Raw genomic sequence first — 24,998 nt, 5'->3', positions numbered from 1 at the left:
TGCAAAACCCCCATATAGCACTCGTTCAAGAAGATTGTAGCTAAATATTGATAACATATCAACAAATAATTTTTTAAAAGGTACAAAATGAGCAAAGTTTTAGATGATTTAGTACAAAGTGAGTATAACTGTAATGTTGCATTTTATATACATTTAAAAGAGTTCAATCAAAATGTAAGAGATGAACTTGAAAAAAGAGTAAGTGAAGTTTTTTTCTTTTCAAAAGGTGTAAATTGGAAATTTGATAGCTTTGGAATAGAAAAAGCAGGTGAGAGAAAAACTGATATTTTAGGATTTTTTATTTTTAGAGCAGCAGAAGTTGAAAAGCTAAAAAAACTATTTTTAGATGAGTTTAAAGATTATTCAAATGCTATAAAAATATCTTGTTCTGTTGCAAAATATCAAAAAGTTTGTGAAGAGTTTTTTGAGCTAGAAGTTTAACTTCTAAGCTCTATAAGTTCTTAGAATTAGGTAATTTACAGTAGATATAAGAGTAATACTAAGGGAAATTACAAAAAAACCATCATCAGAAAAACTAAGAGCAACTGATGAGATAAATGCTCCTAAACCAAATTGTAAAACTCCTATAACTCCACTAGCGACTCCAGCATTTTTTGAAAAGTGTTCAAGAGCCATAGCCATACAATTTCCAAAAATAAATGCCATAAGTCCCATAAAACTAGCTAAAATAATAATTATTCCTATAAGATTTATATCTTTATGTACAAATAAAAAGATAAGACCTATAACTATTTGAATAAAAACTGCTGTTTTTGTGATAAATAGTGGAGAATATTTTTTCAAAAGTTGTAAATTTACCTTTATCATTAGCATTAAAACTATAAAATTTATTCCAAAAAATAGTGGGAATAAGTCTGTTGAGATATTAAAATACTCTATATAGATAAATGAAGTTTTTGAAATTATTATAAAAAATCCACCAAAGCCAATAGCAAGTACAAGCATAGCTTTCATAGCAGTTTTATGTGTTAAAACTTGTATGTATGACTCTATAATATTTTGAGAAGTTTTTACAAAGCTTTCTGGTAAATCTTTATATATAAAAAATGCAACTATCAAAGCATAAATTGTAAGAAAGACAAAAACTCCTTCCCAAGGGAAAAAGTGGATAATTGCTGCACCAATAACAGGAGCTAAAAGTGGTGCTAAACTTCTTACAAGACCTATCATTGAAAATACTTTGGCGGCTTCAGCTCCACTAAACCTATCTCTTACAGCAGCAATTGCATTTACAACTGTAATTCCACCAAAAAATGCCTCTAAAAATCTATAAAACCATAATTCATATATAGTTGAACTAAATATTATTAAAAAGCTAAAAATTGCATAACCAATAAGCCCTACAATAGATCCAAATTTTCTTCCATATCTATCTGAAATTGGACCTCCAAAAATTTGACCAACTGCAAAACCTATTAAAAATATTGATAAAGACAACTCAACTTTATGGATATTTACATCAAAATATTTTGCAATTTCTGGAATAGATGGTAAATATGTATCTACTCCCATTGGAGCAACAGAAGATAAAACCGACAACAATATAATTAAATATATATGATTAATTGATTTTTTCATAATAAACTCTTTGTAAATTAAAAAATATGTTAAATTTAGTGTAGATTAAATATTGTAAAATAGATTAAATTTGAAAAGAATTGTAGCTAAAAGAGGATAAAGAATCCTCTTTTATTTATTTTAACATGCTATTTAGCATCCATAAATCTTTTTCTAGTTTTGCAACTTTTTCATCTGCAAAAGCTTCTGTTCCTTTATCTTCTGCTTCACTTGCTGTTTGGCTTAATTTTTTGAAAGCTTTTAAAAGATATTCAAAATCAGCAATTATTTTTTCTACAATCTCTTTTGATTTAAAGCTATCAGCTTTTTCTGTTTCAATTTTTGTAGCTTTTGCTAATTCATCAATAGTTAAATAAGGTTTATCACCTAAAATAATTGTTCTTTCTGCCATATCATCATATAGTTCTGACATTTGGTTATAAACACCTTCTGTATAAGCATGAACAGGGTGAAAATCCATACCTTTTACATTCCAATGATAATTGTGAATTTTTACATACAATGCATGAGCATCTGCTTGAATTTGTTTTAATTGTTTTACTACACTCGACATAATCTATCCTTTATATTAAAATGAGTAACCATTATATAAGCAAAAAACCTATTTGTCAATATTATTTTATAATTTCTAAAATCTCTAAAGGGTGTTTTACAATAAAATCAGCACCAAAATCTTTTAACTCTTTTTCATCTCTAAATCCCCATAAAACACCAATTGCTTTCATATTTGCACTTTTTGCTGTTTGCATATCTACTTTTGTATCTCCTACAAAATATATCTCTTCGCAAGGAATATTTAGAGTTTTCGCAATATTTATAGCTGCTATTGGGTCTGGTTTTTTTGGAATATCACTTTTTTGACCATGAACTTCTATAAAAGGATAATCTTTAAATATCTCTTTTACATATTTTTTTGTCATTAAATCTGGTTTATTTGATAAGACAGCTAAATTACAATCTATTTTTACAAGTTCATTTAAAAGTTCAAAAATTCCATCATAAGGTTTTGTATTTTGATGAAGATTATCATCATAAAGTTTTTTAAACCTTTTTGAAACTTCTTCTTTTAATTCCATATTATCTTTTAAAACATTTTCAACCAAAATATCAACACCATAACCAACAAAATATTTATATTCAGCTATTTCATAAGTTCTTAAATTCAAACTTTTTAGAACTTCATTCATACAAATTGCAATATCATCTATAGAGTTTAATAGTGTTCCATCTAAATCAAAAATTAAAGTTGTTTTATTTTTCATAATCTATCCTTTTTATTAGTTTATCAAAAAATAACTATTTTTCAAAATTAATTTTTGTGATAATAAGTAACAAAGCTTATAAAAAATGTGTAGAAAAGTAAGCCCATTTTTAGGGCTTTATTTTAAAAGTGTAACTTTTTGTTAATTAAAAAAGAGCAGTTTTACAAATAAGCTTAATATTATATAAAGTATAGTTTGAATATGGTTATAATATCAATTGTTTATCGAATATGATAAATAGTTGTATGTAAAATTACAAAATTTTCATATTTTGAATATAGTCTTAGTAAAAAATAATAAAAACGGAGTAAAAATTAAGATGAATGCATCAGATTTATTTATAAAAGCGTTAGAAAACGAAGGTGTTGAGTATATTTTTGGTGTTCCAGGTGAGGAAAATTTAGATTTCTTAGAAGCTATGAGAAAATCAAATATCAAACTTATATTAACAAGACATGAGCAAGGTGCAGGATTTATGGCATCAACTTATGGAAGACTTACAGGAAAAGTTGGAGTTTGTTTAGCAACTTTAGGCCCTGGTGCAACTAACTTTGCTACATGTGCAGCTTATGCACAACTTGGTGGAATGCCTATGATGATGATAACTGGTCAAAAACCAATTAAAAAATCTAAACAAGGAAGATTCCAAATCATTGACATCGTAAGAATGATGAGACCAATGACTAAGTATGCAAAACAAATTGTAAATGTTCACAATATCCCTTCTGTTGTAAGAGATGCATTTAAAATTGCTACAACTGAAAGACCAGGTGCTGTTCATATTGAATTACCAGAAGATATTGCACACGAACCAGTAGATGCAGATACAACAATTTATCCAGTACACAATGTAAAATATCCAGCAGCAGTTGATGAGGTTATTGCAGAAGCTGTTTCTATGATTGAAAAAGCTAAAAGACCACTACTTTTAATTGGAGCTGGAGCTAACAGAACAAGAATAGGAAATACTTTAACAGATTTAGTAAATAAAACTGGTATGGCATTCTTCTCTACTCAAATGGGTAAAGGTGTTATTGATGAAAATCATCCAATGTGTTTAAGTGCTGCTGCATTAAGTAAAGATGATTTTGTTCACTGTGCAATTGATAGAGCAGATTTAATTATCAATGTTGGACACGATGTTATTGAAAAACCACCATTTTTTATGTCAAATAAAGAGGGTGCAACAAAAGTTATGCATGTTAACTTCTTCCCATCTGAAGTAGATGATACTTACTTCCCGCAAATGGATGTTGTTGGAGATATCGCAAGTAATATTGCAAAAATAACTGAGAAAATAAAAGTTCAAGCTCACTGGGATTTTGATTACTATACAAGAATGGCAGAAGAGATTAGAACTAGATTGTCAAAATATTTTGGTGATAATAGATTCCCAATTTTACCTCAAAGAGCAGTTAGAGCTATTAGACAAACTTTAGCAGATGAAGATATTGTAACACTTGATAATGGTGTTTATAAACTTTGGTTTGCAAGAAACTATAGATGTGCAAAACCAAATACGCTTTTACTTGATAATGCACTAGCAACTATGGGAGCTGGATTACCTTCTGGAATGATGGCTAAAATGATTAACCCAAATAAAAAAGTTGTAAGTGTTTGTGGAGATGGTGGGTTTATGATGAACTCTCAAGAGATGGAAACAGCTGTTAGACTTGGACTTGATTTAACAGTTATCATCTTAAATGACAATGCTTATGGAATGATTAAATGGAAACAAACAGGTATGGGATTTGAGTCATTTGGACTAGATTTAGGAAACCCTGATTTTGTTAAATATGCTGAGTCTTATGGAGCAAAAGGTTATAGACCAAAATCTGTTGAAGAGTTTGAAAAAACTTTACAAGAGTGTGTAAATGGAAAAGGTGTACACTTAATTGACCTTGCAGTTGATTACTCTTTAAATCATGCAATCTTAAATGAGTTATTACCACAAAAAACTTGTTTAGTTTAATCTAAACGGTCAAAAGGGGCTTTAAAATAAAGCCCCTTTTTTTATTTGAAAAATTTAAAAAATTAAAAGGAGATAACAATGAGTAAAATAGATGTTACATCACCATTTGATGGAAAAGTAGTAGGAAGTGTAAATTTTAATACATTTGAAGAAGTTGAAGCAGCTATTGATTTAGCACATAAAACTTTTGTAAATAAAGATGGATGGTTACCAAAATTTAAAAGAGTTGAGATTTTAGAAAATGTTATGAAAATTATGAGTTCTCAAGTTGAAGAGCTTACAATTCTTTGTGCAAGTGAAGGTGGAAAACCTTATATTGACTCTAAAGTTGAGATTTTAAGAGCAATAAATGGTATTAAAATAGCAATTGAACACCTTAGTGTATTTGAGGGTAAAGAAGTTGCTATGGGACATACAAATACAAGTGCAAATAGAATGGCATATACTTTTAAAGAGCCAATAGGTGTTGTTGCTGCAATTTCAGCATTTAATCACCCATTTAATCTTGCAGTTCATCAAGTAATTCCTGCAATTGCAGCTGGTTGTCCAGTTATTATTAGACCTGCAACTCAAACTCCTATGAGTGCAGTAAGACTTGTAGAGATTTTAAAAGAAGCAGGACTTCCAAATGGTTGGGCTCAAGCTGTTGTTTGTGACAGAAAAGGTGGAGAGCTACTAGCAACATCACCAAAAACTGCATTTTTAACATTTATTGGAAGTGGGAGCGTTGGTTGGTACTTAAACTCAAAAGCTAGTGATGGAACAAGAGTTGTTTTAGAACACGGTGGAGTTGCACCTGTAATTGTTGAAGCTGATGCAGATATTGAAGATATGATACCAGCCTTAGCAAAAGGTGGTTTCTACCATGCTGGACAAGTTTGTGTTTCAGTTCAAAGAATTTTTGTACAAGAGTCAATTTGTGAAGAAGTGGCTACAAAACTTGCAGCTGTTGCTTCAAAACTTGTAGTTGGAAATCAACTTGACCCAAAAACAGAAGTTGGACCACTAATTAATAATGGTGAAGTTGATAGAGTTGAAGAGTGGGTAAATGAAGCAGTAACAAAAGGTGGAAAAATCTTAACTGGTGGAAAAAGAATAAGTGCATCTTGCTTTGAACCAACAGTTATTTTAAATCCAGCTGAAGATGCACTAGTTTCAACTAAAGAGGTATTTGGACCAGTTGTTTGTGTATATTCATACAAAACTTTAGATGAAGCAATTGCTAGAGCAAATCAACTAGATGTTTCTTTCCAAGCAGCAGTATTTACAAAAAATATTGATACAGCTTTAAAAACTGTAAAAAGACTGAATGCAACAGCTGTTATGGTAAATGACCACACTGCATTTAGAGTTGATTGGATGCCATTTGGTGGAGCAAAAGTTTCAGGACTTGGAATGGGTGGAATACCACATTCAATGCACGATATGAGTGTAGAAAAAATGATGGTTATAAAATCACCAGTTTTATAATTTATGAATTTTTTGATACTTTAAAGCTAAGGTTTTTTACCTTAGCTTTTTTTATTTTTAATTTTAGGAAAATGTATGAATAGTTGGGAAGAAGTAATAAATCAAGAAAAGCAAAAAGATTACTATAAAAATTTAAAAGAACAAATAGATAAAAAATATGAAACTACAATAGTTTTTCCAGCAAAAGAGAATATATTTAAAGCTTTTTCTCTTACAAAACTTGAAAATCTAAAAGTTGTAATCTTAGGACAAGACCCATATCATGGTTTTGGTCAAGCTCAAGGATTAGCCTTTTCAACTCCAGCAAATATCAAAAATCCACCATCTATGCAAAATATTTTAAAAGAGATAAATGAAGATTTACAAAAGCCATCTCTTTGTCTAAATGGTGATTTAACACCTTGGGCAACACAAGGAGTATTGCTTTTAAACAGTGTTTTAACAGTAGAAGAAGCAAAAGCTGCAAGTCATCAAAATTTGGGTTGGGAAGTTTTTACAGATAATATTATTAAATATATTAGTCAAAATAAAAAAGATATTGTATTTTTACTTTGGGGAAGTCCAGCTATTAAAAAAAGTTCTTTAATAGATAAACAAAATCATCATATTTTAACAGCTGTTCACCCAAGTCCACTTAGTGCATATAGAGGTTTTTTTGGATGCAAACACTTCTCTAAAACAAATGATATTTTGAAATCTTTAAATAAAGAACCAATTATTTGGTAGAACCAAATAAATTCATAACTCTTGATTTGATTTTTCCTAAAGATAACTTTATTGCAGAGTATTTCATAACTCTAGCAGCTTCTTTCCACTCTTGTTTACCATAACAAGGAGTTGGACAAGTTCTACATCTAGGTTTTATCTCATGTGGGCAAGTTTGTAGCTTATCGCAAGAGTAGTTAATTATCTTGAAACACTCTTTACACAAAGTTAGCTCCAATTTGAATTCAACTCCTCTATAATTGTGAGTTTCTATCTTTGTTGTTTGGTTTTCATGTTTATCTTTACAATATAGTTCATAAAATTTTTTTAATACATCTATCTCTATTTTAAACTTTTCACTGGTCATTTTGGTCACTTTTACTTTACTTTATATGATTTTTACATACAATAGTTAATATAAAGTTGATAGGCATCAATAAATGGAGAATTAAATGGGAAATATACCAAAAATAAATAATGATTATATATATTTTAGTTTCTTAGAAACAAAAGATTTAGAGAGATTAAAAGATATATCTTTTAAAAAGAGTTATAAGAAAGGAGAAATACTGTTTTATAAAGGTGATGAATCAAAATATTTACATCTTTTAATCAAAGGAATAGCAAAACTTTACACACACGATTTTAAGGATAATGAAGTGATTATTCATAATTTAGTAGGACCAGCTTTAATAGCAGAGATTATGAATTATGAAGAGATGAATTTTTTAGCAAACTGTTCTTTTGAAACAGATGCAGAGGTTATTTTAATTGACTATAAGAAATTTAAAGAAGAGTTCTTACAAAAACCAGAAATTGCAATGTTTTTTATAAAATCACTTACAAAAAAGATAAAATTCCTAGAAAATTTCATAAATTACAATATCACATTAAATAGTATGGAAAAAATAGCTAAATTTTTACTTGAAAATGAAGATTTACTACCAACATTAAAGCAGGTAAAAATATCACAAATTTTAAATATAACTCCAGAAACTTTTTCAAGACAGTTAGCAAAACTTAAAAAAGATGAGATTATTCAAAATGAAAAAGGTTTTATAAAAATTTTGGATTATAGCTCATTAAAAAAATTAATAACATCTATCTAAATTTTTATTTTTATGATATAATTTTTTACATTATTTTAAAGGAGAAATGGATGAAAAAAATTATAGCTATTTTAGCTTTGGGTAGTAGTTTACTTTTTGGTGCGATTAATCTTCAAACAGCTTCAAAAGAGGAGCTTATGAGTATTAAAGGAATTGGAGAGAAAAAGGCTGAGCAGATAATTGAGTATAGAAAAACAAATAAAATCTCAAATCCTGAAGATTTAAAAAATATAAAAGGTTTTGGAGATAGCATTGTTGATAATGTAAAAGGTGATGTTAAAGTTAAAGAGAAGGCTTCAAATAAAGCTGAAGATTTAAAAGATGAACAATCTAAAAAAGCAAATAAAAAAGTTGATAAAGAGATCGACAATTTAGACAAAAAAGCTGACAAAAAACTAAATAAGGCTTTAAACTAATAAAATATAAACTAGAGCCAAAAGGCTTTAGTTTACTTTCCTATGCTAGAATTCCACAAAAAACAAAGGAAAATTTTGAAATTTAATTCAAACTCTCTTTGCCCTTGTGGTAGTTTAATAAAATATAAAAAATGTTGCAAAATATTTCATGAAAATATAGCAAAACCTAAAACTGCACTAGAACTTATGCAATCAAGATATTGTGCTTTTGCTTTAAATTTAAGTGAATATATTATAAAAACAACTCATAAAGAAAATCAAGATTATACAAATGATATTTTAAATTGGAAACAAGATATTGAAAACTTTTCAATAAATACAGAGTTTAGAAATTTAGAAATTTTAGATTTTCAAGAAGATAGCTTTGAAAGTTTTGTTACATTTAAAGCAACACTTTTTCAAGGAAATCAAGATATTTCATTCATAGAAAAAAGTAGATTTTTAAAAGAGAATGAAATTTGGCTATATGTTGATGGAAAATTTTTATAATAAATTAAAGAAGTAATAGTTTAAAAACTATTATCTCTTCCCAAAAACTCAGCTGCTTCTGAGATTATCATAAAAGCATCTGGGTCATATTTTCTAATTAGATTTTTTAGAAGTTCAATTTTAGAGGCTTCAACAGTTACATAAATTATAGTTTTTTCTTGCCCTTGGTGAAGTCCAATACCTGTTAAAATTGTTCCGTGTTCTTCTATTTTTTCTCTTATTTGCTCTTTTAAAACTTCTACATTTGTTGATACAATATTTACTATTTTTTTAGATGGGCGACCTGTTAGAATTATATCAATTACCTTTATTCCAACATAAACACTAAGCAAACTATACAAAGATTTATTAATATCGTTATAGACAAAAATAGATGCAAACATAATAGAAGCATCAATCAAAAGTAAAACTTCAGCTGCTTTATACTTTGTTTTTTTTGCAACAATTTCACCAATTACAGATGTGCTTCCTGTTGATGCACGACCTTTGATAATCAATCCAACACCTAAACCTATAAATATCCCACCAAAAATAGCAGCTAGTAAAATATCTTTTGTCATAGGTTCTATTTTTATAAAAAGCTTTAAAATATCTGTAAAAGTAGATAGTAAAATCACAACCAAAAAGGTTTTTAATAGATATTTTTTTCCAAAATATATGTAAGCAAGTATTAAAAAAGGAACACTAACAAGTGCCATTAAAATACCCAAAGTTATAGATGGAAATAAAGAGTGTAAAAGAAGAGAAATACCAATTCCTCCACCTGTAATTATCTCATTTGGAGATAAAAAAGCAACAGTTCCAAAAGATAAAGAAAATGCACCAAGTATCAAAAATATATACTGTTTTATTTCAATAGATTTCATAGTTTTTTCCAATTTTTAAGTGTAAAGTAGTATAAAAAATAGTTTTATAGCAAAGATTGTATAATAAAATATAATAAACTTTTATTATGCTAAAAAGGATAAAAATGAAGATACTATTTTCTCCAAGTGAGACAAAAATTGATGGTGGAGAAGGGGATTTTTTAAATAAAAACTCTTTTATTTTTCCAGAACTTTACAGTAAAAGATTAGAGATTTTGAACTCTTATAATGACTTTTTAAAAACAGCTTCAAAAGAGCAACTAGAAAAACTTTTTGGCACAAAAAAAGAGGATATTTTAAATAAATACAGACAAGATATTTTTTCACAAAACACAAAAAAGGCAATAGAAAGATATACAGGAGTTGCTTATGATTATTTAAATTATTCAAATTTAAATGAGAATGAAAAAAAATATATAGATGAAAATACACTGATTTTTTCTAACCTTTTTGGAGTTTTAACAGCAAATGATGAAATTCCAGACTATAAATTAAAGCAGGGTGAGAGTTTTTTGGGTTTAAAGCTTGAAAAATTTTATAATGAAAACTTCTCTTTAAAACTTGATGAGTTTTTAGAAAATGAAGATATTTTGGATTTAAGAGCTGGTTTTTATGAGAAGTTTTACACTATAAAAAAACCGCACTTCTCAATGAAATTTATAAAAGATGGAAAAGTTGTAAGCCATTTTGCAAAAGCTTATAGAGGCATAATATTAAGATTAGTAGCTCAAAATAACATTAAAAGTATAGATGAATTAATGAATATGGAGATTGAAAATCTTTCAATTGAAGAGATAAAAAAACAGAAATTAAAAACTGAGATTATATATAATATTAACATTAGGGGATAAATAAAATGGGTGAAGAGAATAAAAAAGCACTTGAACAGCAACTTTGGAATATAGCAAATGAGCTTAGAGGAAAAATGGATGCCGATGAGTTTAGAGATTATATTTTAGGATTTATATTTTATAAATATCTTTCTGAAAAAATTGAAAACTTTACAAATGAACTACTAAAAGAAGATGAGATTAAATTTAGAAATCTTGATGAAAACAATGATGAGCAAAAAGAGATTTTAGAGAGTTTAAAAGATGATTGTCTTGAACAACTTGGTTACTTTTTAAAACCAAATGAGCTATTTTCTGCAATTGCTAAAAAAGGAAATAGTGAAAATAATAACTTCATTTTAGATGATTTAACTCAAGTATTAAGACATATAGAAACTTCAACTATGTGAACAGAAAGCGAAGATGATTTTGAACACCTATTTGAAGATTTAGATTTAACAAGCACAAAATTAGGACGAACAGAAGAAGCAAAAAACAGACTTATTGCAAAAGTTTTATATCATCTTGATAATATTAATTTTGAACTAAAAAATCACGATAGAGATGTTCTTGGTGATGCTTATGAGTATCTAATAGGACAATTTGCAGCAGGTGCAGGTAAAAAAGCAGGAGAATTTTATACTCCTCAAGAAGTTTCTAAAATCTTAGCAAAGCTTGTAACTGTTGGAAAAAGTAGATTAAAATCAGTTTACGATGCAACTTGTGGAAGTGGTTCACTACTTTTAAGAGTTGCCAAAGAGGTTGAAGATGTATCAAATTTTTATGGACAAGAGTTAAATAGAACTACTTACAATCTTGCAAGAATGAATATGATTATGCATGATGTTCATTATAGAAAGTTTGATATTAAACAAGAAGATACACTAGAGCACCCACAACATTTGGAACATAGATTTGAAGCTATTGTTGCAAATCCTCCGTTTTCTGCAAACTGGAGTGCAAATCCACTATTTTTAAATGATGATAGATTTAGCCAATATGGAAGATTAGCACCTGCTTCAAAAGCTGATTTTGCATTTATACAACATATGCTTTATCATCTTGATGATAATGGAACGATGGCTATTGTGTTGCCACATGGAGTTTTGTTTAGAGGAGCAGCTGAAGGTCATATAAGACAATATTTGATAGAAGATAGAAACTATCTTGATGCAGTTATTGGACTTTCTTCAAATATCTTTTATGGAACATCAATACCAACTTGTATTTTAGTATTTAAAAAGTGTAGAGAAAATAGTGATAATATTTTATTTATTGATGCTTCAAATGAGTTTGAGAAAGCCAAAAATCAAAACTATCTAACATCTGAAAATATTGAAAAAATTATTGATACTTATAAAAATAGAAAACAAATAGATAAATACTCTTATGTTGCTTTACTTGATGAAGTTAAAGAAAATGACTACAACCTAAATATCCCACGATATGTAGATACATTTGAAGAGGAAGAGATTATAGATTTAGATAAAGTCTCAAATGAGTTAAAAGAGCTTGAAATTAGTATGAAAAAAACAGATGAAACAATAGAAGCTTTTTGCAGTGAACTTGGTATTCCTACACCGTTTTAGGAGAGAGTTATGAATTATAGTGATTATATAGTTTATGTTGATGAAAGTGGTGATCACTCTTTAACATCGATAAATAAAGATTATCCGATATTTGTTTTAGCTTTTTGTATTTTTGAAAAAAATAGATATACAAAAAGTGCTGTTGAAAAACTAAAAGAGTTTAAGTTTAAACATTTTGGACATGACATGGTAATCTTGCATGAAAATGAGATAAGAAGAGATAAAGGGTATTTTAGAGTATTAAATTCTAAAGATAAAAAAGATAGTTTTTTAGAAGAACTAACTAAAATAATTGAAAATGAAGATTTTACAATTATTGCTACTGTAATTCAAAAAGAAAAGCTAATGAGTCAAAAATATAGCCCTTATGATATTGCTTTAAAATATTGTTTGGAAAGAACATATAGATTTTTAGAATCTAAAAATGAAGAGAAAAAAATCACTCATATTGTAGTAGAACAAAGAGGAAAAAATGAAGATTTAGAACTAGAGTTGGAGTTTAGAAGAATTTGTGATAGTAAAAATTATCGAAATATTAGTTTTCCTTTTGAAATAATTTTAGCAAATAAAATGAGTAATTCAGCAGGTTTACAACTAGCTGATTTGGTTGCTAGGCCTATTGGATTAAAAGTTTTAAAACCAGAGCAAGAAAATAGAGCTTATGAAATATTGAAAAATAAGTTTCATAAAAATGGAAATGGAAAAGTAGATGGTGTTGGGCTTAAAATATTTCCCTAAAAAGCAAAAAGCCCCAGAGAATCCTCTGAGGCTAAATGCCGATCGCCAATCTGCAATCCAGTGAAAGCATTATGATATATTTAGGATTAATTTTGAATTAATCCTAAATGAAAGAAGAAAAAATGAGTAAAAATATAAAAAAGAAATGGTACACAGTGAGTTCCAAATTTACAATTCAAGACTCAATGAGTCTTAAATTTCTAAATGATTTTTATTTTGAACTTAAAAAAGAAGATGATGAATTTTTAAGGTCGAAAATTTCGACCTTTGATATTTTGGATAGGTTAAAATGAGTAAAAATATAAATGTACCAAACTTGAGATTTAAAGAGTTTATTGGAGAATGGGAAGAAAAAACATTAGGCAGTGTATCTAAGCAAATATCTTATGGTTTGACTGTAAGACCTGATTATATTGAAACGGGAATACCTTTAATCTAAGCTAGAGAGCTTAGAAGTGGAAATATTGATTATGATATTGCTCCAAAGATTTCAGAAGATTCTTATAATGATTTATCAGAAAAAGCTAAAGCTAAAAAAGGTGATATCTTCTTAACAAAAACAGGAACAGTAGGACTTAGTGCATATGTTAATGAAGATTTTCCTATAGCTATAACACAAAATATAGCAGTTATTAGAGTACCAAATGAAAAGTATAGTCATCAGTTTATACTCCAAACATTTAAAACCCAAAGTTTTTATAGAACAGCTATATCTAAAGTTAATCAGTCTACTATTATGGATTTACAACTTCAAGATATAAGAAAACTATTAGTTTCTTTTCCTTCAAAACAAGAACAAGAAAAAATTGCTTCTTTTTTAACTAGTGTTGATGAAAAGATAGAAAAACTATCTAAAAAAGATGAACTTTTACAACAATACAAAAAATCTATTATGCAAAAAATATTTAATCAAGAGATTAGATTTAGAGATGATAATGGTGATGAGTTTTCAAAGTGGGAAAATAAAAGGCTAGAAGATGTTTTATCAACAGTATCAACTAAATTATATCAGATTAAAAGTACTGATATTCTTGAAAAAGGGACTTATAAAGTCATAGACCAAGGTCAAAATAAAGTTGCGGGTTATTGTAACGATGACAATAAGGTTTATCGAAATGGAGAAATAATAGTATATGGAGACCACACAACAATAGTAAAATATATTGATTTTGATTTTATTGTTGGAGCCGATGGTACTAAACTATTAACTACAATAAAAAGCAATAATCTAAAGTATATGTACTACAATCTACTTTACAATAATATTCAAGCTGAAGGATATAAAAGACACTTTAGTATATTAAGAACTGTTATATTGCAGATACCTTGCATTGAAGAACAAAATAAAATAGCAAACTTTTTATCTAATATAGATGATAAAATAGAAGAAAACCAAAAAGTATTAGAAAAAGCAAAAGAGTTTAAAAAATCTCTTTTTCAACAGATGTTTGTATGAAATTTGCAATGAGTGAAATTTTAAAATGAAGACTTGGCTTTCGGCTGATAAATCAGTACCAAACTATGCTTGTTCGTTGGAAAGCCTAAGTAAAGGGATTATATAATAGTTAGTATAAGAAAATGTTTAAAATAAGGAAAAATTATTTGAATATAAATCAAAAAAGTTTAGAAAATTTATGTTCTAGCTTACAAATTGATAGTTTAGACAAAGAGTATTATAAATTTCAAAAATTGGTTACAGTTGTCAATCAAGCTTATTTAAAAATTGCATTAAAAGAGTTTTATAATATAAAGAAGAATAATCCCAAAAAAGAGATAAGTTCAAATTTTAATTTTTTGATGAGCCTTTATAATAAACATCTTAGAGAACATCAAGTTATGTTTTTGTTATTCAATATTTTTGAAACAGCTATTCGTTCTAAATGTGCAGTTGAATTGTCATTAAAATATAGTTCTTTAAACTCTGATGATTGGTTACATAATTCAACTTTAACTCCAAATAAAATAAAAAAACCTTTAGAAGAAGCTACAAAAAAGATATTGCAAGATGGAGAAAATATAAATAATTTAGATAGTTTTGAAATCTTTGATTATATTATGCTGGGACAATTACAATCGCTTTATATAGATTTTTGGAGAGATTTATCACATTTATTTGAAGAAAAAATAGCTAATGGACATAATTTCCCTAAAATAGGAAAAAGAACTTTTGAAAAACTTTTTGAAGATATACGAAAAGTAAGAAATGATAATGCACACCACAAACCATTTCATAAAACTAGACAAAGAAGACATAAAATTATTGAAGATATTGAGTTAATATTACTTCACATAGGATTTAACTTAAAAGAAGCGATAAACAATATAGATTCAGAACATAAAATTATTAAGTTAAAATATACTTAAGGTAGAAATATGAACCCACAAAATGAAGCAACACTAGAAGAGAATTTAATTAAACAACTCCAAACTTTAGGATATGAAAGAGTTGTTATAAAAGATGATAAAGAGCTAGAAAATAACCTAAAAAAACAGCTTGAAATTCACAATAAAACAACTTTTAGCGACAATGAATTTAAAAGAGTTTTAAATCATCTAAACAAAGGAAATGTTTTTGAAAAAGCAAAGATTTTAAGAGATAAATTTGCCCTGCTTTGTGATGATGGAACTAGTAAATATATAGAGTTTTTAGATTCTGAACATTGGTGTCAAAATATATTTCAAGTAACTTCACAAGTAAGTGTAAATGGAGTTTATAAAAATAGATATGATGTAACACTTCTAATAAACGGGCTTCCACTTTGTCAAATAGAGTTAAAAAGAAGTGGATTAGAACTAAAAGAGGCTTTTAATCAAACTTTACGATATAAAAGACACTCTTATGGTGCAAACAATGCACTTTTTAACTATATACAACTATTTGTAATCTCAAATGGTGTAAATACAAAATATTATGCAAATAGCAAACTAGAAGCTATGAATTTCAAACAAACATTTTTTTGGAGTGATAAGAATAACAATAGAATAGATTGTTTAAAAGATTTTGCACAACTCTTTTTGGAAAAGTGTCATTTATCAAAGATGATTTGTAAATATATAGTTTTAGCAGAAGTTCCAAAAATTTTGATGATTTTAAGACCTTATCAGTTTTGGGCAGTTGAAGCTATTATTGAAAGAGTTAGAGATACAAATAAAAATGGTTATATTTGGCATACAACAGGAAGTGGAAAAACTCTAACATCTTTTAAAACAGCACAAATTCTTATGAAACTTCCAAAAGTATTTAAAGTTGTGTTTGTGGTAGATAGAAAAGATTTGGATTTTCAAACTACAAAAGAGTTTAATAGCTTTAGTGATGGAAGTGTAGATGGAACTGATAATACAAATACCCTTGTAAAACAGTTTGGAGATGATACAAAACTAATTGTTACAACAATTCAAAAACTAAATACTGCTATTTCAAAAAAGCACTATTTAGAAAAAATGAATAAAATAAAAGATAAAAATATAGTGTTTATTTTTGATGAGTGTCATAGAAGCCAGTTTGGTGAAACTCATCTTAATATTACAAAATTCTTTACAAATAATCAGATGATTGGATTTACAGGAACTCCAATTTTTGTGGAAAATGCAGTAGGAAATGCACTTGGTAAAAGAACTACAAAAGAGCTTTTTGATGAGTGTTTGCATAAATATGTAATAACTGATGCTATAAATGATGAAAATGTTTTAAAGTTTAGTGTTGAGTATATTGGAAGATATAAACAAAAAGAATCTAGTGCCACAAATATAGATATTGATGTTGAAGATATTGATACAAAAGAGCTATTAGAAAGTAGTGATAGAGTTACAAAAATAGTTGATTATATCTTAGCAAATCATGATAGAAAAACTCACTCAAAAGAGTTTACAGCGATGATGAGTGTAAGTAGTGTTGATATGTTAATAAAATATTATGAAACTTTTAAGGCAACAGAGCATAATCTAAAAATAGCAACAATATTTTCATATAGTGCAAATGAAGATGATAAGGATGCAACAGGAATTGTAGAACTTGAAGAATCTGAAGGTGCATTTATAGATGAAACACATATAAACAAGCACTCAAGAGAGAAACTAGATGAGTTTATTGAAGATTATAATAAAATGTTTTCTTGTAAATACTCAACAAAAGATTCACAAAGCTTTTACAACTACTATAATGATATTTCAAAAAGAGTAAAACAAAAAGAGATAGATATTTTACTTGTTGTAAATATGTTTTTAACAGGATTTGATAGTAAAACATTAAACACTCTTTATGTAGATAAAAATCTAAAATATCATGGACTAATACAAGCATTTTCACGAACAAATAGAATACTAAATGAGCAAAAATCTCAAGGAAATATAGTTTGTTTTAGAAATCTAAAACAAGCAACAGATGATTCAATAGCACTTTTTTCAAATAAAGATGCAAAAGAGATAATAATTATGCAACCTTATGAGAGTTATGTAAAAAGCTTTGATGAGAAATACGATGTCCTAAAACTAATAGCTCCAACAGTTGAAAGTGTTGGTGAGCTATTTGGAGAAGAAGAAAAACTAGAGTTTGTAAAGGCTTTTAGAGAGCTTTTAAGAGTTAAAAATATTTTGGGTGGATTTAGTGATTTTAAATGGTCTGATTTAAAAATGAGTGAACAAGAGTTTGAAGATTATAAGAGTAAATATCTTGATTTAAAACCTAGTACAAATAGAGATAAAGAGAGAGTTTCAATATTAGAAGATGTTGATTTTGAGCTAGAGTTAATCCATAAAGATGAGATAAATGTAGTTTATATTTTAAAACTATTAGGAAAACTAAAAGATACGCAAGATAAAGATGAAGTAAATAAACAAAGAGAAAATATCACTAATATTTTAAATAATAACCCACAACTAAGAAGTAAAAGAGAGCTAATTGAGAAGTTTATAAATGAAAACCTTGTAAATATAGTAGATGTTGAAAATATTGAAGATGAGTTTGATAAGTTTTGGGATGTGGAAAAACAAAAAGCATTTGATATTATAGTAAAAGATGAAAATTTAAAACCTGATGAGTTAAAAAAAGTAATAGAAACATATATTTATGAACAAAGAGTTCCACTTGCAAATGATGTAGCAAAAACTTTAATTGATGCTCCAAAATATCTTGAAAGAAAAAAAATTGTAACTAGAGTTTTAGATAAGATTGTTGAGTTTGTTGAGAAGTTTTATGAGAAAATATAATATAGGATAGAAGATGAAAACAAAGGTTTTTTGTGGTTTTGTACTTGACAAAGAGGGTTCTGCAAAAGAGATAAATATTGATGAAATACCCAAATATAAAAAAGCAAATGAGCTTTTATGGTTACATTTTAACTACACAAAAAGCGAAGCAAAAGAGTGGATTAGCAAAAAAAGTAAAATAGATAATATTGCAATAGATGCACTTTTAGCTGATGAAACAAGACCTAGAACCATAGTTTTAGGAGATAATTTACTATTGGCTTTAAGAGGTGTAAATCTTGACCCTAATTCAAAGCCTGAAGATATGAAATCTATTAGACTTTTTATATCTGAAAACTTAATTATTAGTTGTAGTAGAAGAGATATTTTGTCTGTTAGAGAGATGATTAATGAGTTAAAGCAAGGTATTGGAGTAAAAAGTGCTTCAGAATTTTTAGTTGAACTTACCTATAAAATGATAGATAGAATAGATAATGTAATTGAAAATATTCATGATAGAAGCGATATTTTAGAAGATGATATTTTTGAAATTAAAGATAAAGAACAAAGAATTGATATTTTAGGAATTAGAAAGGAGATTATAATTCTAAAAAGATATTTAGCCCCACAAAAAGATGCTTTGATAAAACTTTACAATGAAAAAATTTCATGGTTAAATGAGTATCAAAAAAATGAGCTAAGAGAGACAAACGACCAATTAATAAGACATATAGAAGAACTCGATGCAATTAGAGATAAAATAACTTTAATTCAAGATGAATTAACAAATAGATTAAGCCATGAATTAAATAATAAAATGTACATAATGGCAATAATTTCAGCTATTTTTTTACCACTTACATTTTTAACAGGACTTTTAGGGATAAATGTTGGTGGAATTCCAGGTGCATCGAATGAAAATGCCTTTTATATATTTAGCTTGATTTTACTGTTTGTTGTGAGTTTTCAATTTTATATATTTAAAAGAAGTAAGTGGATTTAATATTTGCCAAAAAGCCAAATATTATTTTTTTATAAAATAAAGAGATATAAAAGATAAAAGAGCAAAAAATGTACTATATAAAAATAGATTTTCTCCATACACAGCACCTGAAAACAAAGCCCCAACAAATCCACCCAAACCATATCCAACACCAAACATAAACTGCTGTGCTAGTTTTTTATTATCATAAAGAGAGTATAGATAAATCACAACTGCACTGTGAAATAGAGCAAATGAAAAGGCATGAATTGCTTGAGTAAAATATACAATTTCTAGTGAATTTGGATACAAGTACAGAAGTAACCATCTAAAAGCTGTAATTCCTACACAAAATTTTATTATGCTTAGAAGATTGTTTTTTAAAATTGGAGCTTGAAAATAGAGCATTAAAATCTCACAAAGTACTCCAAAAGCCCACAAATATGAGATTGTCTCCAGTGAAAGCCCATGCTCTAGCTCATATATTGTAAAGAAGTTATAAAAACTTCCAAAGCTTACTTGCATAAAAAATATACTTACCCAAAATGCAAGATGTTTTAAAAATGAGAAAACTTCATCGCTTGTTTGATTGATTTTGTCTTCAAAATCATGCTTTAGTAAAAGCAGAGCAAAAATAACTGTAAATACAACAACAGCTAAATAGTAGTGAAGTGCCACAAAAGGAGTTGTTAGAACTTTAGCCAAAACCAAAGCAATAATAGTAAATCCAATAGAGCCAAAAAGCCTAGCTTTCCCATATCTATCTTTTCCCAAAAGTGTAACGGTACTAACTTCTAAATATGGCAAAATCAAAGATAAACAAGCCGCTAAAACGGCATTATTTAGCATAAATATATAAAAATTCTCTATTGTAAGATAAAAAAGTGCAACTGTTAAAACTGTTAAGAAAAGAGCTTTTTTAAACATCTCTTTATTTAAACTAATATGTTTTAAAAACAAAAATGGCATTAAAAACTTCATCAAAGGAGCAACCGCTAAAATAATACCAATATCAAAAGCACTATAACCAATATCGCTTAGAACCTTTGGTAAAAATATTACATAAATTCCAACAGCAGCAAAATAGAAGAAATAAAAAGCTGAAATATTAAAAAATAGCATTTAGTTTTGTTTGATTATTTTTGTATTTGAAACTATATCTTGAAAAGTTTTTCTATCTTTATTAAAGTAGCAGTAAAAAAGTGGAGCTATTAAAATAATCGCAAAAAAAGTTGCAATATATCTTGCAAGAGCTTGTAAAACTGAGATTCTATCTCCTGTTTTATTATCAACAAGTTTTATATCATAAGATTTTAATCCTGGAGTTTGACCATTTTTAAGCCAAAAAATTCCAATAATCACAAATGTAGTACCCAAAATAATACTCCAACCAAGAGTTCTATTTTGAGCAAATCCATCACCACTTCCCATAATTATATAAATAACAATATACATAATTGGAGTAGTGATTAAAAAAAAATCAGTTAAAAATGCTTTAAATCTTTGAGCTAATGTTGCTAGGTTTTGTGAAGAGTTAGAGTTAAAAGAGTCTTTTTTTAAATTCTCTTTTGAAACTCTATTGTTTTTAACATCTCTCCACTTTGCCATTAATTTCCTCTGCTTCCTGGTTTTATAGCAACACTTCCATCTTTACATAGTGGACAATTATCAGGGCTATACATATCAAAAGCAAAATCTTCTAAAGCGAAGAAAGGTTTATCTAGTGGAAGTTTACAGTTGTCTTTTCTGCTTAAATCACTTCCAACTCTTTGGCAAAATCCTCTATTGGCTAGTGCTGCATAAGCTACGATTTCTCCACCAGCTTGAGTGATACAAGCAGCCGCCTCTAAAGCACTTCCACCAGTTGTAATAATATCTTCACAAACTAAGTATTTCTCACCAGATTTTACTTCAAAACCTCTTCTAATACTCATTTGTCCATCAACTCTTTCAGCAAAAATAAATCTTACATCTAAAGCAGTTGCAAGTGCAAAACCAGCTATTAATCCACCTAAAGCAGGTGCACAAACAGCATCTATTTTAATTCCAGATTTTTTTATCTCATCTGCTAATGCAACAGCCAAAAGTTTAGCAGTTTTTGGGTCTTCCAAAACTTTTGCACTTTGTAGATAAAATTGTGAGTGGTTACCACTACTTAGTTTGAAATGCCCCTCAAGTAGAGCATCAGAGTTTTTATAAATTTGTTCTATATTCATATTTATACCGTTAAAATTTCTTTTTCTTTTGTTTTTAGAGTTTCATCAGCTTTTGCTACAAAACCATCAGTGATTTTTTGAACTTCATCTTGTGCTTTTTTGCTATCGTCTTCAGTTATCTCTTTATCTTTTAGCATATTTTTAATTTTTGTATTTGCATTTTGTCTAATGTTTCTAATAGCAACCTTTGCATTATCAGTCATAACTTTAGCTTGTTTTGCAGTTTCTTGTCTTTGTTCAACAGTCATTGGAGGGAAGAATAGTTTAATTACTTCACCGTTGTTGTTTGGATTTACTCCAATATTTGCAGTTTGAATAGCTTTTTCAATAATACTTAGAAGATTTTTTTCCCAAGGATTAATTGTAATTGTTGTTGCATCAGTTGCCAAAACAGAACCAACTTGTGATAAATCAGTCATTGTTCCATAATAATCAACTTTGATATTATCCAAAATATTTACATTTACCTTACCAGTTCTTAGAGTTTTGTAATCTCTTTTTAAAGCATCAATAGATTTCTCCATTTGCTCTTTAGTTTGTGAATAAACTTCACTCAACATAGTTTCTCCTTTATTTAATTAATAATTTATTTGAAATAGTATAATAATCTGTACTAACAGCAACTCTATTTCTAGCTAGGTTTAGCTTTTTGTTAAATTTAAGTTCAATTATACCATTATTTACTTTTACATCTTGCCAACCATAAGTTGATACAAAGATTTTTGCATTTTTAATACTTGGGTCAATTTGTACTTTAATATCTTTTAAAATACCATCTTTTGGATACTCTTTTGGTTCAATCCAAGTTGCATCTAATGTTTTGTATTTTATTTTTTCATTTATATCAACATTGCCAACAAGAGCTATTCGATTTATATCAAAAATATCACTATTTTTATTGATTGAACCATTGTTTTGATTTAAAATTGCCTCAAAGCCAAAAGTTTTTAAAATCTCTTTAGATTTTTCATCATATTCACCATAAGGGTAAGTATAATATTTAGCTTTATAGCCCATATTTTTTTCAAATATTAAAGCAGCCTTTTTTGTATCTTCAATAATCTCTTCATTGCTTAATTTTACTAATGATTTGTGATTATATGAGTGAAGTTCAATATTTCCATATTTTGAAGTCTCTTTTAGCTCATCCCAAGTCATAAAATCGCCATATTTATCATCTGTTGCTTTAACATAAACAAATAGTGTAAAAGGGTAGTTATACTCTTTGAAAACTTTTAAACCATTTTGATAAAAACTTTTATAAGCATCATCAATAGTAAAAGCTACCCAGTTTGAAGGAATCTCTTCTTTGTTTTTTAGTTTTTCAAAAATCTCTTCAAGCTTTACAACTTTATAACCATTGTTTTTGAAATATTCAAAGTTTTTTCTTAACTCTTTTAAACTTGTATTTGTGCTTTGGTGTTTTGAGTCATCAAATCTATGATAAACAAAAACCTTTGCATCTGCAAAGAGATACAAAGGTAAAAAAAAGAGAAGTAAAAAATACTTCATTGCTTAAAACTATTTGCTTTCAGGAACTTTGTTTTCAGTTGTAGGTGCAACTGGAGCCGTTGGTGCAGTTTGTACTGGAATAGGATTTGCTGGTATTAAAGACTCTTGATTTACTTTATCAATAGCACTTTTATTTCTCTCTTGATTATATGTATAACCTAAGAAAAGTGTATTTAAAACAAATACTAAACCTAAAATCATAGTTGCTTTTGATAAAAAATTAGCAGGACCTTTTGCCCCAAAAAGTGATTCATTGCTTCCGCTATAAGCTCCTAGCCCCATGCTTGAACTTTTTTGAAGTAATACAACAATTACAATAAGTACTGCTAAAACAAATTGAACTATTAAAAGTGTAGATGTCATTATCTATATTCCTTTTTTAAAAATGGTGTCTATTTTATCTAAAACTTGTTAAAATATTGTTAAAATAAAAATAACAAAAAAGATAGATGCAAGTAAAAAACCAATTTTCAAAATATGCCAAAGAGTATAGATCATACAATATCATCCAGCAAATCTGTGCAAAATCACTTGTAAGAGAACTTAAAACAAAACCAAAAAAAATCTTGGAAATAGGTTGTGGTAGTGGACAAGTTTTTTCAAATATATCTTGGGAATTTGAAAAATATCTAGCAATTGATGGCTCACAAGAGATGTGTAATCTTCATCCAAAGGCAGAAAACCTTGAGATAGAATGCCTAAATTTTGATAGTGTTGAGTTTTTTGATTTTATAAAACAAGATAAATATGATATGGTTTTGTCATCTTCTGCTCTTCAATGGTCAAATAATTTGGAAAAAATAGTTTGTACATTAAAAGATATAACAGATGAGATAAATGCTGTTTTATTTACTTCTAATACTTTTAAAACAATACAAGAAATAACAAACAACAACTCTCCAATTTTAGATGAAAAAAGTATCAAAGATGCATTTTCAAAATATTTTATTTGTGAGTTTGAAACAATTGCATATAAATTAGAGTTTGATAATAAAAAAGAGTTGTTTGATTATATTAAAAAATCTGGTGTTAGTGGAAGTAGTGAATTGTCTTTTGAAAAGGCAAAAAAACTATATAAAGAGTATGATTTAAATTATTTAGAGTTTGAAGTTATATTTATAAAGGCTAGAAAGTCTAGCCTTTAATTAATCTTCGCTTTTCATAATTCCTAGAATTTGAAGTAAAGATATAAATAGATTAAAGAAATCTAAGTATAAAGAAAGTGCTGCTTCAACAGGTGAATCATAGTTTCCTTTGATTATATTTTGCGTATCATACAAAATAAATGCAGAGAAAAGTAAAGCACCACCACTTGCTATTACTAGTTGCATCATAGATGATTGAATAAAAATATTTGAAATTCCTGCAACAATCATTATAATTAAAGCAATAAATAAAAATTTACCCATAAAACTAAAATCTTTTTTAGTTGTCATGGCAAACATTGAAATTCCACCAAAAGCAATTGATGTCATTAAAAATGCTTGACCAACAATAGCTGCACCATCAGGCATTGCAAAAATTGAATACAATAAAGGTGCTATTGTAAGACCAGTTATAAATGTAAATACAAATAATACAGCCAAATTAACACCTGGAGTATGTTTAACTCTTGGAATTACAAACCAAATTAAAGCAATTTCAATTGCAAATAGAACCCATTTCATTGGACCTGCTAAAATATTAACAATTCCTAATCCTATATATGCTCCTGCAGTTGCAGCTAAAAGTGAACCAGCAAAAAGTTGATAAGTAGCTTTTAGAAAACTCATTATCGAAGCTTGAGATGATTCTTGTGAATATTCAGATGATTGATTAGTTAAATAATCTCTGTTGTACATTTTCCCTTCCTTATTATAAAGTTTAAAACAAAATTTCACTTAATAAATTTTATTAAGTATGGACATTATAATATATAAATTTAGTAAATAAAAGGTAAATCAAAAAGAATCCCAAAATTTAAGCTAAATTTAAGTTAAACCTCTTGACAAAGCTAAAAAATCCTATTATAATTCCCGTCCAATTTGACCGATACGGTTTAAAATTAAGTTCTTTAAAA

The 24,998-nt window shown here is 27.7% G+C and carries 28 protein-coding genes and 2 pseudogenes; 18 read left to right on the top strand and 12 right to left on the bottom strand.

The window, feature by feature from the left end:
* The first annotated feature begins 87 nt into the window (after positions 1-87).
* Positions 88-441 carry a hypothetical protein gene (locus tag IQC44_RS08710; RefSeq protein ID WP_198305978.1) on the top strand — a complete coding sequence of 118 codons (354 nt, stop codon included), beginning with the start codon at positions 88-90 and terminating at the stop codon, positions 439-441.
* A gap of 3 nt (positions 442-444) precedes the next feature.
* Here IQC44_RS08710 and IQC44_RS08705 read toward each other — a convergent pair whose 3' ends face one another.
* The 3 genes from IQC44_RS08705 to IQC44_RS08695 form a co-directional block, all read right to left on the bottom strand.
* Entirely contained in the window at positions 445-1,599 is a 1,155-nt protein-coding gene (locus IQC44_RS08705) for a multidrug effflux MFS transporter (RefSeq protein ID WP_198305977.1), read from the bottom strand.
* Positions 1,600-1,714: 115 nt separating this feature from the next.
* The gene (locus IQC44_RS08700; RefSeq protein ID WP_198305976.1) at positions 1,715-2,152 is read right to left on the bottom strand and encodes a Dps family protein; all 438 of its coding nucleotides are present in this window, start codon (positions 2,150-2,152) and stop codon (positions 1,715-1,717) included.
* Between the two features lie 61 nt (positions 2,153-2,213).
* On the bottom strand, positions 2,214-2,861 hold the full coding sequence (locus IQC44_RS08695) for an HAD family hydrolase (protein ID WP_198305975.1): 648 nt from the start codon (positions 2,859-2,861) through the stop codon (positions 2,214-2,216).
* Positions 2,862-3,180: 319 nt separating this feature from the next.
* Between IQC44_RS08695 and IQC44_RS08690 the strand changes: the two genes are divergently transcribed.
* The 3 genes from IQC44_RS08690 to ung all read left to right on the top strand — a co-directional run bounded on the left by IQC44_RS08690 (position 3,181) and on the right by ung (position 7,029).
* Positions 3,181-4,833 (top strand): acetolactate synthase large subunit, encoded by a 1,653-nt coding sequence (locus IQC44_RS08690; protein WP_198305974.1) that lies wholly within the window; start codon positions 3,181-3,183, stop codon positions 4,831-4,833.
* A gap of 78 nt (positions 4,834-4,911) precedes the next feature.
* The gene (locus IQC44_RS08685; protein ID WP_198305973.1) at positions 4,912-6,303 is read left to right on the top strand and encodes an aldehyde dehydrogenase family protein; all 1,392 of its coding nucleotides are present in this window, start codon (positions 4,912-4,914) and stop codon (positions 6,301-6,303) included.
* A 75-nt stretch (positions 6,304-6,378) separates the two neighbouring features.
* Positions 6,379-7,029, top strand: coding sequence for a uracil-DNA glycosylase (gene ung, locus IQC44_RS08680; RefSeq protein ID WP_198305972.1), 651 nt, complete (start codon positions 6,379-6,381; stop codon positions 7,027-7,029).
* Here ung and IQC44_RS08675 read toward each other — a convergent pair.
* Positions 7,019-7,375: a nitrous oxide-stimulated promoter family protein gene (locus IQC44_RS08675; protein ID WP_198305971.1), complete on the bottom strand. Its 357-nt coding sequence runs from the start codon at positions 7,373-7,375 to the stop codon at positions 7,019-7,021. The two genes, ung and IQC44_RS08675, sit on opposite strands and share 11 nt — an antisense overlap.
* Before the next feature lie 85 nt (positions 7,376-7,460).
* Here IQC44_RS08675 and IQC44_RS08670 point away from each other — a divergent pair, with 85 nt between their 5' ends.
* From IQC44_RS08670 to IQC44_RS08660, 3 genes are all read left to right on the top strand, one after another.
* Entirely contained in the window at positions 7,461-8,117 is a 657-nt protein-coding gene (locus IQC44_RS08670; protein WP_228286310.1) for a Crp/Fnr family transcriptional regulator, read from the top strand.
* A 50-nt stretch (positions 8,118-8,167) separates the two neighbouring features.
* Positions 8,168-8,533, top strand: a complete 366-nt coding sequence (locus IQC44_RS08665; protein WP_198305970.1) for a ComEA family DNA-binding protein — start codon at positions 8,168-8,170, stop codon at positions 8,531-8,533.
* A gap of 75 nt (positions 8,534-8,608) precedes the next feature.
* Entirely contained in the window at positions 8,609-9,022 is a 414-nt protein-coding gene (locus tag IQC44_RS08660; RefSeq protein ID WP_198305969.1) for a YchJ family protein, read from the top strand.
* A gap of 20 nt (positions 9,023-9,042) precedes the next feature.
* On the opposite strand, the gene IQC44_RS08655 is transcribed toward IQC44_RS08660, so the two are convergent.
* Positions 9,043-9,888 carry a YitT family protein gene (locus IQC44_RS08655; RefSeq protein ID WP_198305968.1) on the bottom strand — a complete coding sequence of 282 codons (846 nt, stop codon included), beginning with the start codon at positions 9,886-9,888 and terminating at the stop codon, positions 9,043-9,045.
* 104 nt (positions 9,889-9,992) lie between these two features.
* On the opposite strand from IQC44_RS08655, the gene IQC44_RS08650 reads away from it, so the two are divergent.
* The 10 genes and pseudogenes from IQC44_RS08650 (at position 9,993) to IQC44_RS08610 (ending at position 19,232) form a co-directional block, all read left to right on the top strand.
* Positions 9,993-10,739: a YaaA family protein gene (locus tag IQC44_RS08650; protein WP_198305967.1), complete on the top strand. Its 747-nt coding sequence runs from the start codon at positions 9,993-9,995 to the stop codon at positions 10,737-10,739.
* Between the two features lie 5 nt (positions 10,740-10,744).
* Positions 10,745-11,128 (top strand): type I restriction-modification system subunit M N-terminal domain-containing protein, encoded by a 384-nt coding sequence (locus IQC44_RS11560; protein WP_228286309.1) that lies wholly within the window; start codon positions 10,745-10,747, stop codon positions 11,126-11,128.
* A 15-nt stretch (positions 11,129-11,143) separates the two neighbouring features.
* Positions 11,144-12,307: pseudogene (locus IQC44_RS08645) on the top strand (type I restriction-modification system subunit M); the annotation flags it as partial.
* 9 nt (positions 12,308-12,316) lie between these two features.
* Positions 12,317-13,045 carry a DUF3800 domain-containing protein gene (locus IQC44_RS08640; RefSeq protein WP_198305966.1) on the top strand — a complete coding sequence of 243 codons (729 nt, stop codon included), beginning with the start codon at positions 12,317-12,319 and terminating at the stop codon, positions 13,043-13,045.
* Between the two features lie 122 nt (positions 13,046-13,167).
* A complete protein-coding gene (locus IQC44_RS08635) occupies positions 13,168-13,338 on the top strand; it encodes an ORF6N domain-containing protein (RefSeq protein ID WP_198305965.1) in 171 nt (56 codons plus the stop codon).
* Positions 13,335-13,484: a hypothetical protein gene (locus IQC44_RS08630; protein ID WP_198305964.1), complete on the top strand. Its 150-nt coding sequence runs from the start codon at positions 13,335-13,337 to the stop codon at positions 13,482-13,484. The genes IQC44_RS08635 and IQC44_RS08630 overlap by 4 nt, the downstream gene beginning before the upstream one ends.
* 24 nt (positions 13,485-13,508) lie before the next feature.
* Positions 13,509-14,501: a restriction endonuclease subunit S gene (locus IQC44_RS11780; protein WP_338078988.1), complete on the top strand. Its 993-nt coding sequence runs from the start codon at positions 13,509-13,511 to the stop codon at positions 14,499-14,501.
* 146 nt (positions 14,502-14,647) lie between these two features.
* Positions 14,648-15,409, top strand: coding sequence for an Abi family protein (locus IQC44_RS08620; RefSeq protein ID WP_198305962.1), 762 nt, complete (start codon positions 14,648-14,650; stop codon positions 15,407-15,409).
* Positions 15,410-15,418: 9 nt separating this feature from the next.
* Positions 15,419-18,250, top strand: coding sequence for a type I restriction endonuclease subunit R (locus tag IQC44_RS08615; protein ID WP_198305961.1), 2,832 nt, complete (start codon positions 15,419-15,421; stop codon positions 18,248-18,250).
* Positions 18,251-18,263: 13 nt separating this feature from the next.
* Positions 18,264-19,232, top strand: coding sequence for a zinc transporter ZntB (locus IQC44_RS08610; protein WP_198305960.1), 969 nt, complete (start codon positions 18,264-18,266; stop codon positions 19,230-19,232).
* Between the two features lie 21 nt (positions 19,233-19,253).
* On the opposite strand, the gene IQC44_RS08605 is transcribed toward IQC44_RS08610, so the two are convergent.
* From IQC44_RS08605 to secG, 6 genes and pseudogenes are all read right to left on the bottom strand, one after another.
* Entirely contained in the window at positions 19,254-20,333 is a 1,080-nt protein-coding gene (locus IQC44_RS08605) for an MFS transporter (protein ID WP_198305959.1), read from the bottom strand.
* On the bottom strand, positions 20,334-20,819 hold the full coding sequence (locus IQC44_RS08600) for an RDD family protein (protein ID WP_198305958.1): 486 nt from the start codon (positions 20,817-20,819) through the stop codon (positions 20,334-20,336).
* Complete coding sequence (pyrE, locus tag IQC44_RS08595) at positions 20,819-21,427, bottom strand: orotate phosphoribosyltransferase (protein ID WP_198305957.1); 609 nt, start codon at positions 21,425-21,427, stop codon at positions 20,819-20,821. Before pyrE ends, IQC44_RS08600 begins: the two co-directional genes overlap by 1 nt.
* Positions 21,428-21,429: 2 nt before the next feature.
* Positions 21,430-21,987 (bottom strand): ribosome recycling factor, encoded by a 558-nt coding sequence (gene frr, locus IQC44_RS08590; RefSeq protein ID WP_198305956.1) that lies wholly within the window; start codon positions 21,985-21,987, stop codon positions 21,430-21,432.
* 10 nt (positions 21,988-21,997) lie between these two features.
* Positions 21,998-22,939, bottom strand: coding sequence for a polysaccharide deacetylase family protein (locus IQC44_RS08585; protein ID WP_198305955.1), 942 nt, complete (start codon positions 22,937-22,939; stop codon positions 21,998-22,000).
* A gap of 18 nt (positions 22,940-22,957) precedes the next feature.
* A pseudogene (gene secG / locus IQC44_RS08580) lies at positions 22,958-23,302 on the bottom strand (preprotein translocase subunit SecG); the annotation flags it as partial.
* 86 nt (positions 23,303-23,388) lie between these two features.
* Here secG and IQC44_RS08575 point away from each other — a divergent pair.
* Entirely contained in the window at positions 23,389-24,084 is a 696-nt protein-coding gene (locus tag IQC44_RS08575; RefSeq protein ID WP_198305953.1) for a methyltransferase, read from the top strand.
* On the opposite strand, the gene IQC44_RS08570 is transcribed toward IQC44_RS08575, so the two are convergent.
* Positions 24,085-24,780, bottom strand: coding sequence for a Bax inhibitor-1/YccA family protein (locus tag IQC44_RS08570; RefSeq protein ID WP_198305952.1), 696 nt, complete (start codon positions 24,778-24,780; stop codon positions 24,085-24,087).
* Positions 24,781-24,998 lie beyond the last annotated feature (218 nt).

Source organism: Arcobacter vandammei (genome assembly GCF_016106035.1).
In the GTDB taxonomy this organism is placed as follows: domain Bacteria; phylum Campylobacterota; class Campylobacteria; order Campylobacterales; family Arcobacteraceae; genus Aliarcobacter; species Aliarcobacter vandammei.
Note: the sequence above shows the minus strand (reverse complement) of the source record. Positions and strands in the feature narration are given on the sequence as shown.

Bases quoted from the DNA above. Each gene is read 5' to 3' on its own strand.
- IQC44_RS08710 (WP_198305978.1), top strand. From the start codon at position 88: ATGAGCAAAGTTTTAGATGATTTAGTACAAAGTGAGTATAACTGTAAT.
- IQC44_RS08705 (WP_198305977.1), bottom strand. From the start codon at position 1,599: ATGAAAAAATCAATTAATCATATATATTTAATTATATTGTTGTCGGTT.
- IQC44_RS08700 (WP_198305976.1), bottom strand. From the start codon at position 2,152: ATGTCGAGTGTAGTAAAACAATTAAAACAAATTCAAGCAGATGCTCAT.
- IQC44_RS08695 (WP_198305975.1), bottom strand. From the start codon at position 2,861: ATGAAAAATAAAACAACTTTAATTTTTGATTTAGATGGAACACTATTA.
- IQC44_RS08690 (WP_198305974.1), top strand. From the start codon at position 3,181: ATGAATGCATCAGATTTATTTATAAAAGCGTTAGAAAACGAAGGTGTT.
- IQC44_RS08685 (WP_198305973.1), top strand. From the start codon at position 4,912: ATGAGTAAAATAGATGTTACATCACCATTTGATGGAAAAGTAGTAGGA.
- ung (WP_198305972.1), top strand. From the start codon at position 6,379: ATGAATAGTTGGGAAGAAGTAATAAATCAAGAAAAGCAAAAAGATTAC.
- IQC44_RS08675 (WP_198305971.1), bottom strand. From the start codon at position 7,375: ATGACCAGTGAAAAGTTTAAAATAGAGATAGATGTATTAAAAAAATTT.
- IQC44_RS08670 (WP_228286310.1), top strand. From the start codon at position 7,461: ATGGGAAATATACCAAAAATAAATAATGATTATATATATTTTAGTTTC.
- IQC44_RS08665 (WP_198305970.1), top strand. From the start codon at position 8,168: ATGAAAAAAATTATAGCTATTTTAGCTTTGGGTAGTAGTTTACTTTTT.
- IQC44_RS08655 (WP_198305968.1), bottom strand. From the start codon at position 9,888: ATGAAATCTATTGAAATAAAACAGTATATATTTTTGATACTTGGTGCA.
- IQC44_RS08650 (WP_198305967.1), top strand. From the start codon at position 9,993: ATGAAGATACTATTTTCTCCAAGTGAGACAAAAATTGATGGTGGAGAA.
- IQC44_RS11560 (WP_228286309.1), top strand. From the start codon at position 10,745: ATGGGTGAAGAGAATAAAAAAGCACTTGAACAGCAACTTTGGAATATA.
- IQC44_RS08640 (WP_198305966.1), top strand. From the start codon at position 12,317: ATGAATTATAGTGATTATATAGTTTATGTTGATGAAAGTGGTGATCAC.
- IQC44_RS08635 (WP_198305965.1), top strand. From the start codon at position 13,168: ATGAGTAAAAATATAAAAAAGAAATGGTACACAGTGAGTTCCAAATTT.
- IQC44_RS08630 (WP_198305964.1), top strand. From the start codon at position 13,335: ATGAGTAAAAATATAAATGTACCAAACTTGAGATTTAAAGAGTTTATT.
- IQC44_RS08615 (WP_198305961.1), top strand. From the start codon at position 15,419: ATGAACCCACAAAATGAAGCAACACTAGAAGAGAATTTAATTAAACAA.
- IQC44_RS08610 (WP_198305960.1), top strand. From the start codon at position 18,264: ATGAAAACAAAGGTTTTTTGTGGTTTTGTACTTGACAAAGAGGGTTCT.
- IQC44_RS08605 (WP_198305959.1), bottom strand. From the start codon at position 20,333: ATGCTATTTTTTAATATTTCAGCTTTTTATTTCTTCTATTTTGCTGCT.
- IQC44_RS08600 (WP_198305958.1), bottom strand. From the start codon at position 20,819: ATGGCAAAGTGGAGAGATGTTAAAAACAATAGAGTTTCAAAAGAGAAT.
- pyrE (WP_198305957.1), bottom strand. From the start codon at position 21,427: ATGAATATAGAACAAATTTATAAAAACTCTGATGCTCTACTTGAGGGG.
- frr (WP_198305956.1), bottom strand. From the start codon at position 21,987: ATGTTGAGTGAAGTTTATTCACAAACTAAAGAGCAAATGGAGAAATCT.
- IQC44_RS08585 (WP_198305955.1), bottom strand. From the start codon at position 22,939: ATGAAGTATTTTTTACTTCTCTTTTTTTTACCTTTGTATCTCTTTGCA.
- IQC44_RS08575 (WP_198305953.1), top strand. From the start codon at position 23,389: ATGCAAGTAAAAAACCAATTTTCAAAATATGCCAAAGAGTATAGATCA.
- IQC44_RS08570 (WP_198305952.1), bottom strand. From the start codon at position 24,780: ATGTACAACAGAGATTATTTAACTAATCAATCATCTGAATATTCACAA.